12 protein-coding genes and 1 pseudogene are annotated in these 12631 nt (G+C 52.1%); 3 read left to right on the top strand and 10 right to left on the bottom strand.

Going from position 1 to position 12631, the window contains the following annotated elements:
- Positions 1-94 precede the first annotated feature (94 nt).
- Positions 95-1522 carry a DUF1214 domain-containing protein gene (locus AC2FJE_RS23200; protein ID WP_496761521.1) on the bottom strand — a complete coding sequence of 476 codons (1428 nt, stop codon included), beginning with the start codon at positions 1520-1522 and terminating at the stop codon, positions 95-97.
- Between the two features lie 255 nt (positions 1523-1777).
- Between AC2FJE_RS23200 and AC2FJE_RS23205 the strand changes: the two are divergent.
- A pseudogene (locus tag AC2FJE_RS23205) lies at positions 1778-2373 on the top strand (helix-turn-helix domain-containing protein); the annotation flags it as partial.
- 274 nt (positions 2374-2647) lie between these two features.
- Here AC2FJE_RS23205 and AC2FJE_RS23210 read toward each other — a convergent pair.
- The gene (locus tag AC2FJE_RS23210) at positions 2648-2944 is read right to left on the bottom strand and encodes a hypothetical protein (RefSeq protein ID WP_496725564.1); all 297 of its coding nucleotides are present in this window, start codon (positions 2942-2944) and stop codon (positions 2648-2650) included.
- Between the two features lie 485 nt (positions 2945-3429).
- Here AC2FJE_RS23210 and AC2FJE_RS23215 point away from each other — a divergent pair, with 485 nt between their 5' ends.
- On the top strand, positions 3430-3561 hold the full coding sequence (locus AC2FJE_RS23215; RefSeq protein ID WP_282121537.1) for a hypothetical protein: 132 nt from the start codon (positions 3430-3432) through the stop codon (positions 3559-3561).
- Between the two features lie 305 nt (positions 3562-3866).
- Here AC2FJE_RS23215 and AC2FJE_RS23220 read toward each other — a convergent pair whose 3' ends face one another.
- Complete coding sequence (locus AC2FJE_RS23220; protein WP_299637023.1) at positions 3867-5411, bottom strand: ShlB/FhaC/HecB family hemolysin secretion/activation protein; 1545 nt, start codon at positions 5409-5411, stop codon at positions 3867-3869.
- A gap of 219 nt (positions 5412-5630) precedes the next feature.
- Entirely contained in the window at positions 5631-6563 is a 933-nt protein-coding gene (locus tag AC2FJE_RS23225) for an SdiA-regulated domain-containing protein (protein ID WP_496725566.1), read from the bottom strand.
- Positions 6564-6745: 182 nt separating this feature from the next.
- Between AC2FJE_RS23225 and AC2FJE_RS23230 the strand changes: the two genes are divergently transcribed.
- Positions 6746-7504 carry a DUF4956 domain-containing protein gene (locus tag AC2FJE_RS23230; protein ID WP_496725567.1) on the top strand — a complete coding sequence of 253 codons (759 nt, stop codon included), beginning with the start codon at positions 6746-6748 and terminating at the stop codon, positions 7502-7504.
- Here the strand turns inward: AC2FJE_RS23230 and AC2FJE_RS23235 are convergent, their stop codons facing one another.
- From AC2FJE_RS23235 to AC2FJE_RS23260, 6 genes are all read right to left on the bottom strand, one after another.
- Positions 7505-8446, bottom strand: a complete 942-nt coding sequence (locus AC2FJE_RS23235) for a metallophosphoesterase family protein (RefSeq protein WP_496758667.1) — start codon at positions 8444-8446, stop codon at positions 7505-7507.
- Entirely contained in the window at positions 8436-9869 is a 1434-nt protein-coding gene (locus AC2FJE_RS23240) for a hypothetical protein (RefSeq protein WP_496758669.1), read from the bottom strand. Before AC2FJE_RS23240 ends, AC2FJE_RS23235 begins: the two co-directional genes overlap by 11 nt.
- Before the next feature lie 784 nt (positions 9870-10653).
- A complete protein-coding gene (locus tag AC2FJE_RS23245) occupies positions 10654-10827 on the bottom strand; it encodes a hypothetical protein (protein ID WP_170486445.1) in 174 nt (57 codons plus the stop codon).
- Between the two features lie 42 nt (positions 10828-10869).
- Positions 10870-11175, bottom strand: coding sequence for a hypothetical protein (locus AC2FJE_RS23250; RefSeq protein WP_170710079.1), 306 nt, complete (start codon positions 11173-11175; stop codon positions 10870-10872).
- A gap of 53 nt (positions 11176-11228) precedes the next feature.
- Positions 11229-11843 carry a hypothetical protein gene (locus AC2FJE_RS23255; protein ID WP_282121543.1) on the bottom strand — a complete coding sequence of 205 codons (615 nt, stop codon included), beginning with the start codon at positions 11841-11843 and terminating at the stop codon, positions 11229-11231.
- A gap of 55 nt (positions 11844-11898) precedes the next feature.
- Positions 11899-12360: a hypothetical protein gene (locus tag AC2FJE_RS23260; protein ID WP_282121544.1), complete on the bottom strand. Its 462-nt coding sequence runs from the start codon at positions 12358-12360 to the stop codon at positions 11899-11901.
- Positions 12361-12631 lie beyond the last annotated feature (271 nt).

The following is a 12631-nucleotide window of genomic DNA, read 5'->3' on the forward strand; positions in this document are numbered from 1 at the left end:
CCACACCACGCTCCCTTGTAAGACTGTCCAGACCGCCATTCTTACACGCCGCCGCCGACGACCGCTTTGAGCCCAAAGCGGACACTAGAATTTTTCAATCCGTTTGTTCCATGTCATTCAGCTCAAAACTACTGTCCAGCAGACTAGGTTCCGGACCATAAAACCGCGCGAGAAGGAAAAAACGACGTTCTGGATTGGTTGGAAGCCAGTTGCTTTCTTTTCCTTCTGGTGCCTTTGGCCCGAAGAAAATATCAACGGACCCGTCGTCGTTCTTAACGACGCTGGCCATGTTAGAATCGATAGTGCTTGGCTCAATGTCTCGAAGATATGAGGCCGTTTCCAGATCGTAAGTCGTGATCGACCAGAAATCGCGGACCGGAACATTGGCAGGTACGGTGATTTTGTAATTGCGGTTGCCATCGAGCCACTCTCCATCTGGAGTCTCGGCCAGATCGAGGTAGTAGGTTGCTGTCCCGTAATTCTTAACACTTGTTATAATCGCGTAGTAAAGTGCACCGCGCGCCACATAGTCGTAGTATGAAGGGTATTCATAGCTCCATTCTGTTTCTCGCGATCCATCGGGAACAAGCGCTGACCACTTCTTCCCTTCGAACACAAATGGATTGAGCACACGGTGGTACTGGTCAATCATGTATTCGAGTGCTTCAGGACCAGCTACATCATAAATAGCCTGCAATTTTGCATCGGGTTCAAAAGGGTCGTTACGCTTGATTCCGATACGTGCAAGTGCACCCATCATGGCAAGATCGCGATCCAACACGACTTCTTCGCCTATCATCTCGTGGATGTGACCATAGATTCCACCATCCATCTTAGGCGTCATTTCCAGCGGCACGCCGTAGACATCAACATAATTTGTTGCGGCCTCCTCTCCAGCCTCTGACAGCGGATACACCTTGATTTGTTTAGTCAATGCAGTGGCCCTCGCAAGGTTTTCTTCGGTCGGACCTCCGGCGATAATCGGCCGGAGCACAGCAAAGCCGAAATTGGTTTCCTGCTCATAGACCAGAGCATTCCTGAGCAGCGGACCGTCATAATTTGGCGGCACCAACAGGTATTTTGCGCCAAGGCCTCTGTCGCGCCCTTTTGAGCCCACATCGTCAAGTGGGCGTTGCCAAGCGTCCATCACGGTGCCAAAGATGCCAATCCCTTCGACTGAAGCAGGCATTTCGAACACAACTGGCCCATCTTTGATGTTCCAATATGCATGAATATAGGGCGTCGTATTGTTGGGCGTAGCGGTTTGGAAGCGCCAATCTTGAACCTTCGAATTGTAACCAATGTCATTCGGCCCGACACCGGCCCGAGCGAGAGCATCGATGTAGAATTTGAAGTTCATCAAAGGCATGGCCCAGACAGCAGCATCAACTGCGCGATGATAGGTCATGCGGTCCGCAGTGTTAGCGTTCGATGGGTCAAAATCCTCGGCATGACTCGCAGTCGCGACGATCACCCCCAAAACCAATGCCTTGATGGCACCTAAACTCTTCCCCCAGCCCATAACGAAACTCCTTCTGGAACAAATTTCTGATTCTGAATTGCGCTTGCCAAGACTATAGGCAGAATTTGATTATTTGCACTTGATCGGTCGCGCGATGAATGACTGCTCCGTCCGCACTGCCGCCGTTGACCAGGTCGGGACAGCTCATATGCCCAACCAAAACTGTCAGATGACCACTGTGAGCCCAAAGTGCAAATTGCTGCACCGTGCATCAATGCCGGCAATGCGCAGAAACCGGACTTTGCAAAGTCTGGTTATGCCCGCTGGAGCGACGGTGGCGTCGATGCCTTAGCTGATCGTTCCCCACGGCCCAAGTCAGTGTGGAACCGCACCCCGGGTAAGGTCCGCGAGGATGTTGTCGATTTTGCCCTTGAGCATGAAGATCTGACGCCGCGCGAACTGGCGGTCAAATACACCGACGAGAAGCGGTACTGGCGCTGGAGGCGTCTGGCTGCAACAACGCGACGATCCTTCAGAAACCTCGGCTGCTCAGCGACAATGGCTCGTCTTACGTCGCCTCTGATCTTGCCGTTTATCTTGAGGACAAGGGCATGGATCATGTTCGTGGTGCGCCGCACCATCCGCAAACCCAAGGCAAGATCGAACGCTGGCACCAGACCATGAAGAACCGTGTCCTCTTGGAAAACTACTTCCTGCCCGGCGACCTGGAACGCCAGATCGGGGCGTTCGTCGATCACTACAACAACCATCGCTACCACGAGAGCCTGGACAACCTAACCCCCGCCGATGTCTATCACGGCCGCAGCGCGAAGATCCTAAAGAGGAGAGAGGAGATCAAGAAGCAGACAATCCGAAAACGCAGGTTGCAGCACCAAGCCGCTGCCGCCTAAACTCAAACAGAAACCGAACCAGAGCCTCCGTTACAAAACGGCCTAAATTCTCCGGAAAACCCTGACGACGTACAGTCGGTTTTTTGGGGCATCCGATGATCCGAGCCGGATGCCCAAACAGCACTCAGCAAGGCATATTGTATGCCTCATTAACCTTCTGAGCGATGACACCTTCGGTTGATGTCTATTCTTCAACTTAACCTTGTTTGGAAACCAGCTTCCCACTCCGAAGAATTCCTCTAAGGTTTCAAGATGTGCCTTTACCAGGCTGGCGCTACTGCTGCTTTCGTTTGACCGAAATAATGCAGCCAGAGTGTTTTGGATGTCGTGCCGGTACATCGCGTGCCATTGCGTCCACGTTTCCGAGATGCCGCAACGCTCCGTTGTTCAGCAACACGCCTCGCCCAGCATCATAACGGCGCTGTCCAAATCCGCTGGCAACGCATTCCCAGTCTTCCTTGGCCGCCGCGTTGCGGAATCTCGGTAGGTCGTGCGGATCATGCCGCCCAGGTGTTGCTGCGACGTGATCGTGTTTCTTCGCATTGCTTTGGTGGGTTATATGGTGGGTCACTTGAGTTGTGCCAGGTCGCTGGACAGTACCGGTCGTCGGCCTCGGCTTAGGGCGCATGATTGTCACGACGCCTTGTGGTTTCGGATGTCCTGGGACGGCCACGTGAGTTGCCGTCGGTTTTGGTGTCAACTGTGGAACCTGGCCAGGAACCGCCGTGGGAACCTGATTGGGGGTTGCGGTTGGTACAAGCGGTGGCGTCGCCGTAGTACCGCTGGGTTGCGGAACACGGCCGGGCACTGCAACCGGAATCTGGTTTGGTGTTGCAGTCGGGACGAGCGGTGGCACAGCAGTTTGACCGGTGGGCTGAGGTGGGACCTGACCAGGAACTGCGACTGGTATTTGGTTTGGTGTTGCGGTGGGCACAAGTGGCGGCACCGCTGTTGGGCCGGTGGGTTGAGGCGGAACCTGGCCAGGGGTAGCGACCGGAACTTGATTGGGAGTTGCAGTCGGAACTTGCGGCGGCACCGCGGTAGGACCGGTAGCCAATGGTGGAACCTGATTGGGAACGGCTGTCGGAACCCGGTTTGGTGTCGCGTTTGGTGCCAAAGGCGGAGCTAGAGTTGGCGCTACTACCGGCGTGGGAACCTGACCAGGAACCGCTATTGGTGTCGCAATAGGAACCTGACCGGGAATTGCGTTCGGGACCGCGCCCGGCGCAAGGACTGGAACAGTAACGGACGTGGGCGTTTGCTGCGTTCCCTTAGGCGGCAACTGATTTGCCACCGGCTGAGTTGGGCCAGTAACTTGATTACCTGCCCCTTGCCCACCAGCCTGCCCGCACCCTTGGCTCGACTGGTGTGGGTTCCCTACGCCTCGGCACCACCCGTAGTGATTTCCGCGGGCAAAGACCTGAGTAGCGGCCAGTTCTGCAATTAGACAAGTTGCGGTAAGTACAGAAATTCGGTTCAGTTTCATAACATCCTCACCAACTTGTTGTCAGAGCAAGATACGCGCCAGGATCGCCTGAGTCGGTCAACGGACCGTCTCTCAAAGGGACACCGACATATCCGGACAGGAATAGATTTTGCTTAAACTCAATGTCCAACCCAAGACCTGTCGATGCCAGTGTAGCATTGTCAACTTCAAAACTCGCAGGGTCATTGTTCGAGATGTAACCCACGTCGAAAAAGGCAAAGGGCGTTAAGCGATGTATGCTCTGGGAACTGGGGAAGTAGGAATGAGACACTTCGAAAATCGCGGAAATCCCGGAATCACCATCCACTTCGTCAAAACGATATCCGCGCAAAGCATAGCGATCACCAAGGAAGTACTCTTCGACAGAGGGCAGCCGGTCTGTTGTGTACTGCCCCCAAATCTCGGTGCGCCAAGCTGTGTTGGGCGACAAGCCCGTTAGTGGGCTTTCGTATCCGATGCCGCCTCGTAGATGCCAGAACGAAGAGTCCCCGTCGTCAAAATTCGCGTCTGTCGTGTCGTTGTCATTGTCACCAAAAGATAAGGTTAGCCCCGCTTCCAGAGCTTGTCCCTTTGGATAGTTTTGCCCGTAAAGATATGTAAGGCCAACGACACTCGCGTCACTGGATAGTGGAACGCCACCACTGACTGAATCCGCTTTTGAAAGGCGATAGTCCAGCAGAAGATATCCATAACGGGCCACATCGCGGATCACGGGGTAACCCATCGCGACTGTGAAGTTCTCGCCGTCAATATCTGTTCTCGCAAAGTCCCCTGAGAGGTCACGTTTTGCGTTTATGTTCCCGTAGAAGATCTCACCGTACAGACCATTGCTGTTCAGCGGCGTGCGATAGGTAAGAGCGCCCCATAAAGAGTGCTCATCGTCTTTGTCCCAATTGTAATTGCCTGATCCCTCAAATCGCAGCAAATCCCCGACGGTCAGCGTTGAATAAAACTCTTGCACGACATAGAAGCTTAGCGCTTCTCCAAGCTCACGCGGAGGGTTGTCGAGTGTCGCACTACCGGCTTGTTTTCGCAGTGGCTCTCCCAATACTCTCAGCCGAGCACCAGCCTGATCCGGGTAATCAAGTTCGGTCGACAACTCCAAGTCAGGTATGTCCTCGGCTAGCATAACCGCCCGCTCAAATCGTTTCAGCGTTATGGGATAGGAGGTGGTGAGGGGCTGAAAAATCTTCTCTAGGGTTTGGAACGTGCGCGTATCTACACCTTCAATTTCGATGGTTTGAATGCGCCCTTCATCAACAATTATGCTCTGCCCATCGGGGCCGGGCCAGGCCTCAGCCAAGAAGTAACCGTCTTCTCGGTAGATCTGCGTGATCGTTGATGCGACATCCACTGCTGTGATGCGCCCTGACCGATCAAAAGCCAACTGACCGGCAAACGTTAACAGCTCATCCGTATCATATACCGTTACGCCGCTGACAGAGTGCTGTGATGCGATGTCCCAGGTTTGGGCAATGCTGTATTTTGGAACTGCAACAAAGGCCACTAAAGTGCAAATGATCGCAATTACAACCGAATTGGATACGGGCATTATCGATAACCTTAAGGTGACTGAGCATGTTGAAGCCCAACGATATTACATGGTTCGCATGTGTGAACCTGACGCTATTCGAATATATTGATGGGTGATGTTTTTTAGAAACATATCGAACAGAGCGCAGATTTACTTAATATACTGCACATAAGACGGCACTCATTTACACAACCCCGCTTTTCAACCACGCAGAGTAGAGAACTAGTAGGACAGTCCTCACAACTCCGGTTGCTCAAAAACATAAAGCCGCGATTTCTTGGCATCATCTGTCAGGATATAGAGAAGCCCTCTGATCTCATCGAGAGCGATCCCTTCGGGATGTTTAACTTCTTTTTGTTTTCCATCTTCTGTGAACGTCAAACTGATAGACTTTACGGACTTGGATTCTGGATTGTAGATGAAGATCTGACGGCCTTTGTCACTCACAATCCAAAGAGAACGCGAGGACCGGGACCATGCCAGGCCGCTCAAATCCAGTTCATCATCATCTACACGCTCGGAGATAAAACCTGCATCGCGGGCTAAAGGAATGATCTCAATAATTTCGTCTAGCTCTGGCGATAACACCATTAACAACCTTGGTTGTCCCTCGATGCCAACGAAGACCCGCCCGGATTCCGGGTCAACGGCGATACCTTCGGGTCCCTTATTCAAAGGGTTGCCGACGAGTAATTCAGCGGCGGTCGGGTAACCTTTAAGAGATGCGAGAGGTATTGTCGTCAGTTGAATGGGGTCAGTTGGGTGAACGACTAGGATTGATCGGTCAGTTTCTTGAAGCACCAAAACAGACCCATCTTTTCGAGGTGCAACACCCTCCAAATCTGATCCTGCCAATGCTGGCAACTTGAAAGAGTTTCCTAATACCCCGTCGACTCCGAGTAGGTGCAGTTTAGGTTCGGCATCACTTACAGACCACAAGAAGCCTTCAGTGTTAGACATTGCCAAACCGGAAGGCTCTGAAAATCCCTCTGATTTGTCTGCCACCTTGAATTTATCGACCAGAACCAAACCAGCACTTTCGGCGTAGGCAAAATCGGTCCAAGGCAAGATGGCTGCCGCAACCAAGCTGGCCGTAAAAGCGAGTCGTCTAAGTTTGCAGAAACACCGTGAAATTGTAGGTTTTGACGGAAACACTTTGTTTTCTGCCATTCAATTTTCTCGCGCTTGGACCATATCCTTGTATCAGCGTTCGTATCACAGTCCGGACGCGATGTCCGAAGAATGCACGGTAATCTCTTTACCTGATCCCGCCTGTTGCGATTGAATTGAATAGGGCACGATGTGCCTTTGGTGAAGCGTAAGCCTTTGGCGTGAGCAGGAAGGAAGACAAGTTGAATACGACCCTCACATTTGTGACCGTGTTGTTGATGCTGCTGTTGCCAGGTGCTGCGGTGTCACAAGTCGACCCTGCGACGATGCTGGCCGGGGCTTCGGAATCGGAAATTCTCATCGAACGCCGGTGGACGCAGTTTCGTGGCAAACAGGAACTGTATTTCTTTACTCTCGATGTGATCGTCACGATCATTCTGGCTGGCTTGATCGTCTATCATCCGGTGAGACGTAAAGCCCGTAGAAGTGTCAGCGATATCGTCATGCCGCGACTGTTCTTCCTTTATGCGCTTGTCGGCATGGCGGTTGGGTTTCTGGTCGTACAGCACGGATCGATGATCGGGTTCGTGATTTTTGGAATAGGAGCTCTGTTAAGGTTCCGATCAAATATGGATGACCCGGTCGACACGGTGGAAATGATTATAGTCACCGTGCTTGGGCTGGCGGTAGGGCTGGGCTTACCCTTGATGGCCACACTGGTGGCGGTTGTATGTTGGTGTTTCATTTGGCTCGGTGGGCGAAACAAGGGCGTGGAAATTTCGCTCAAGGCTTCAAACGAAGAGCACTCATTGAAAGTCAGCGGGGACATTGAAGCCATGGCCGCAGACGCTGGCTGGAAGCTGGTCAGAAAACACCACGTCCCCGGAAAGTCTCGCGTCTCATTGCTTTTCATCACCTCGGGTGGACTTTCAGAAGCCCGGATAGAAGAGATGATAAACGATCTGGTTCCTGAAAAAGTTGAACTGAAACTCAACCTCTAGTCATTTCACAAGGTCTAAACGTTTCAAGACTGCATTCGGGGATCTGATCTCTTCCGGAAGCGACTTGAAATTTAGCGACCTTTCGAAGTCAGGTCCTCGATATACTGCTATCCCAAATTTTCCGTTTGGCTGGAACGTAACATGAGTGAAGCTGTGAGGTGATCTGGCTTTTGATCCGATAAGCCGTCGCGGGCCACCTCCCAAACAAGCTTGGGAGACGTAAGCAACACCATCTTTCCAACCCGGATAGAAGGCATGATGGTGGCCTGACAGATGCAGAACCACACCGCTTTCCAAATAGATTTTTTCAAGTGTTGGGTCACCGATGATTTCGCGTTCACGCTTGATCGCGAAGGGCCAAAGTGGGAGGTGACTGAAAGTGACAATCGGGTCTCCACTTGTACCCAGTTCCACAAGTCGGTCCTGCTGATCGCCGGACAGCGGCCCTAGGGTCGTAGCATCCAGAGACGCAAACGTAATGCCTTGCATCTCAAATGCGTAGAAGAACGGGTAGTCATCTGAAACCAGGAAGTCGACGTCTGGCTTTCTCGGCGTCCATTCCTCTGCGTATATTTTTCTTTCACGCTCGAACCCTCGGTAAGCGGAGGCGTCATGGTTTCCCGGCGTGACCGCAAACGGAATTCCGGCAGCCGTTAAAGGATCTGATACCGCCTCGTGAAACGCCTTCCACATCTCCCTGACCTGTTTGTCGGACAAGTTGGGAATGCGCTGTCCCGCGACCATATCTCCGGTCGAAATCACCAGATCGGGATCAATCTCGATTATGCGCTCAATCGCTTTGTCGACGCGGGCATCGTATCTTACCGAACCATAGCTTCCGTTCAGATCCGATATGACGATTACATCCAATGCCGCCGCTTTGCAGGTGAGCAGAGCGGTCCAAATGAACGCCGCAAAAAGCTTAGAAAGCTTACGGGTCACTACAGTTCACGGCCTCCACTACGGTGTCGTTTCTCACAAAGAAAGCGACAGGATCCAAGTCGAACATCAAATCACCATTAGAACAATTGTCCTGGAGGATGGATGTTGCAAGCGCGGTATTTTTGACAACTTGTGCAATCTGACTGTCTGACAACCCAATGCTTTGCGATAGCCAGTCATAGACCGGGCCTTGGGTTTGAAGGTCACTATTCAATGTAACCAAGCGCCGGTACGTGCTTGGAGAGAAGTGGCGAATTTTCTCCAGCATTTGAGTAGATTTTGCGAAGTTGGCATACTCGATACGCGCACCAGCATCGTTGTCGTTTAGATTGCTGCGACGGATCAATAATGCTTCGGCGGGAACGTCTTCATCGTTTGGCTCATGGTGCTTGGCTTTCTTATGCTTCAGCTTTCCGTCTTCGACCCAATACCAATAGGGTGTGAAGTCTATGTTTCCTACGCGGTCCTGCTGGCTAAAGATGAAATCGAGGAGAACAATCTCGGTAAGTTCTTGCATCCAAAATGCCATCTGTTGGTCGCTGACATCGGGACCGAGATCCTTGTTAATCATCCGGTCTTTTCGACCTTCGCCGACGCCATCTACAATGGCCTCTGGCAAGGGTTTTGAAGAACGCAAAGCCAAGAAAGCAGGAGTTTCCTGAAAATCGCGGTTCTGACCTTTCCCCCAACCAGATTTACGGGTGCCGTTGATCTCCGAGCCGTATCGATGCCCAGGGCTATCAAGCAGCACACCGTATATTTGCGTTCGATCTGCGGTGAACAGATCGTCGGTTGGCTGGTATGAGTTCGGGTCAGCATCCGCAGCTGCGAAGACCCGCCAGCCTTCGTGGTTCATGCGCCCGCCATGAGAGCCACCAGAAATCGCAAGGCCAGGCTCTGCGACTTCGGAAAAATGCGCCTGGGCGTCCATGCTACGCCAAACAGCGACTGGAACTTTGACAGTCGCATCGAAATATCTGGAGAAATGATAGTAAAGCAGCGACGAGGTGGAAAACGTTCCGCTGGTGCCCTTTTGGTTCATGGTGGACTTGAACTTGGCCACTCTTTCCTTGGCCAGATCTTTTGCTGCCTTCCCCTCTTTGCAAGCGTTTCTCTCGAATTCAAAACGGTTCCCCACGTAAGGTCCTTCCGAAATATCGTAGACGGCCATTCCTGGGCTGGTGCTCCAAGTTTTTGGGCAAATCGCAATTTCGGAGGCATAGAAATCGATCTCGCAATAGGTTGTTTCTTCCTCAAGGTCGCTGTTCTTATACTCGCCCATTGGAATTTTTTCGATCCGAATACAGCGTTCAGTACCGCCGTTGGGACTATCAAATGTCGTGGCTTCACCTAGAACATCGTCGTTCGCCCATAAGACGGTGGGTGCAATGAAAGCAAGTGACCCCAGAAGGTTGAACTTCATTTGGATAGTCCTCCCAATATCATTTGGGGCAAATCGCTGCCTGTTGTTCGGTGGAGATTTTCAACTTGGGGTCGACGCTGAAGTTGGAGAATTTTGAGTCAATCCACTGGTCGCACCCGCCTGAACATGGGGCCCCGTTTCGGGCATCATTCCAATATTCCTTGGCCCTTTCTTCCGTCCAACCACAAAACTGAACGAGCGCCATTGCCGACAATGCTCCCGAGGAATGAACACCCCACATGCAGTGCACCAGGACAGGGCCTTTTCCAGGGTTTTGAATCACCTCGTGTATGGACGCCATGACAGCACTGGGTCGGGAGGATCTGGCACTTTGATAGTCAAAGGATCCGTTTCCACAACTGGTGCGACCGTATTCAGTGTTTTTGCCGAAGTCCGCATAAAACCCGGTTGAAAACCCCTCATCACACAAAGCTTCGCGTTGTCCTTCACTCAGGCCCGTTCGCCCCTTGTCGCCGCCTTTGAAACCGGAGCGATACAACACTCCGCTCAATACGGGTCGAAAGAAAGCGACGCCATCAACACCTCCATCGCCGCCCTTTGATAGCATTTGACTGTTGCTTGGACCGCCGTTTCGGCTTGTTACGTCGGAATTCGCAGCGGTTGCGAGAACACCAATGAATATGAGGGACGTCAAAAACCGCATGTCAGTTCCTTTCTTTTCTCACGCGCCATATTCTCACACGCTTCACACTTGGTGGTCTGTTGGAGAGGCTCATTCTCGGCAGCTATATCGAGTGGACGATAATCTTTCTGCCGTGAAGCTTTAAATCGGCCACACCAGATTGATGATAAAGACGACCACGAAGTAGGCCAGAAAAACTTTCCAGTTCAATTGGTGTTTGTTTTCTTCGTTGATCACGCCGGCCGATTTCATTGCCAGGTTTGTGATAACTAGAGCGGCAATGATGACCGCCGCATGTGCCAGGTCGAAATGCAAACTAGAGCTCCCTTATGCAGATGTTAGCTAGATGAAAATGTGTCAGCAGTCACCTGATGGCAGCATAGCTACATCTGAGTACCTTCCGTCAGATGTCGTGATCCGAGCACATGCACCAGTATCCTTGTTAAACCAGTACGAGGTCAGCCCTTCGCTTCGGATGAGTTCAAACCCGAGACTTTGAATACCCATTTCAGCTTGGCCCGCTCTTGCCCCTTCAAATGACGAAAGATCGCTAGAACTGCCAACAGTTGATGCACTTGCATCCACCGAACCGCTACTCTCATCACATGCTGCAAGCGCCGAAATGCACATTGTGCCGATCACCAATAGGACCTTGGGTTTCATCTGTTTTTCCCTCGCTTTTTTGGACTTGCGTTCCAGGGTTTCTGATTGATCACCTATTCAATTCCGAAAATGACGTTGTAGTCGACAGAAGAGTTGCTGCGATTGATAACCTCCACAACATGATCACCGGATTGCCAAAGCTGTCCTCGATACTCCTTGTCCGCCGACATCAATCCCAACAGTTCAGATCCATCGGGGTTGCGAATAACGTAGTCCAAGGAGCCATTTCGCGGAGCAACGCGAACGTAAAGGAACTGTTCATTTTTAGCACCTAGAGCATACTGCTGAGACGCTCCGGGCGCGAGTTCACCAACGAGTTCTGCGCCAGTGGAACCAGAATCAAATTTGACGCGTTGGCTACCAGTAGACCCGGCGGCGCCTGCCATGGCTCCACCGCCATCATCCATCGCTTCGACAACCGACATCTCGCCGATGCTTCCATCCTTGTACGCGATGCAACGCCAAAGTGTTCCGCCTGCGTCACGTAACATGACGAGCGTGCCCGCTTCTGAGAACTCTGAGCTTTCAATCGTACCTGATTGACCGTCTGGTCCTCCAACCTGTCGCAAATGATCGATACACGCATCGTCTGCTTCAGACATTGCAAACGAAGCCGTGCCTGCGATTGCGAACATGGGTGTGAGGAGTTTGAGTAAATCGAGTTTCATCAGATGGTCCCTTGCTGGCTAATCCTTGGAGTTTTGTTCCGTGCAAATCGGAACCTCACTTGGCTTCTCGTAAACTTGACAGAAATTCATCGCATGCCTGCGCGCTGCCGACGATCTCGTCCGTCGTTTCAATTCCTTGCAGTGACGCCATTTCAGAATTTACGCGGTTGAGGATCTGATCCGCTTGCTCGGCGGTGATCAGGTTCTCGGCTTGTGCTCCTTTCAATGTGGTGCAGACACCGGCGGACAAGCCTGTCGCAACGCCGACACCCACCGCGGCCCCGCCACCCAAGGTCATCGCCCCAACCACGCCGAGGACGAGCCCGATCACAATTCCCAAGATTACTTTTCCCATGTTTTCCTCCCTTTTGGTGAGAAAGAGTTCAGCCACCACTACTGGCGCAATCTGCGTGCCCATCTGCAAATCATGACCAGCGCCAACAGGTTGAGCATCGGTGCAATCGCCGCAAACCAAGGCTTGGCTGACTCCGAGACCAAGTCCGCTAGAAATATCCAAGGCAGTCCCAACGGCAAAAGGAACACCCCGGACAAAGGGTCTTGTTCCTGTCCCAGCCAGCCAAATGTGCCTGTCAAGAATGCAATCAACGCCAACAGGTAAAGGATCGCAAATACGATGGTGGTTATTCTACAAACCAAGTCGAACTATCCTAAGACCGAGACAGTGCTGCGCAGCCGTTTTCGGTTACGCAACAGACTGCTCACAATGCGCCTTCGTCGCCAAGGAACTCGATACCAGCTGTCGCGCCATCACTGTAAGCAATGCAATT

This window comes from Ruegeria sp. CDSC002 (assembly GCF_059610905.1).

Bases quoted from the DNA above. Each gene is read 5' to 3' on its own strand.
- AC2FJE_RS23215 (WP_282121537.1), top strand. From the start codon at position 3,430: ATGGTGGAACCTGATTGGGAACGGCTGTCGGAACCCGGTTTGGTGTCG.
- AC2FJE_RS23250 (WP_170710079.1), bottom strand. From the start codon at position 11,175: ATGAAACCCAAGGTCCTATTGGTGATCGGCACAATGTGCATTTCGGCG.
- AC2FJE_RS23225 (WP_496725566.1), bottom strand. From the start codon at position 6,563: ATGGCAGAAAACAAAGTGTTTCCGTCAAAACCTACAATTTCACGGTGT.
- AC2FJE_RS23200 (WP_496761521.1), bottom strand. From the start codon at position 1,522: ATGGGCTGGGGGAAGAGTTTAGGTGCCATCAAGGCATTGGTTTTGGGG.
- AC2FJE_RS23240 (WP_496758669.1), bottom strand. From the start codon at position 9,869: ATGAAGTTCAACCTTCTGGGGTCACTTGCTTTCATTGCACCCACCGTC.
- AC2FJE_RS23220 (WP_299637023.1), bottom strand. From the start codon at position 5,411: ATGCCCGTATCCAATTCGGTTGTAATTGCGATCATTTGCACTTTAGTG.
- AC2FJE_RS23255 (WP_282121543.1), bottom strand. From the start codon at position 11,843: ATGAAACTCGATTTACTCAAACTCCTCACACCCATGTTCGCAATCGCA.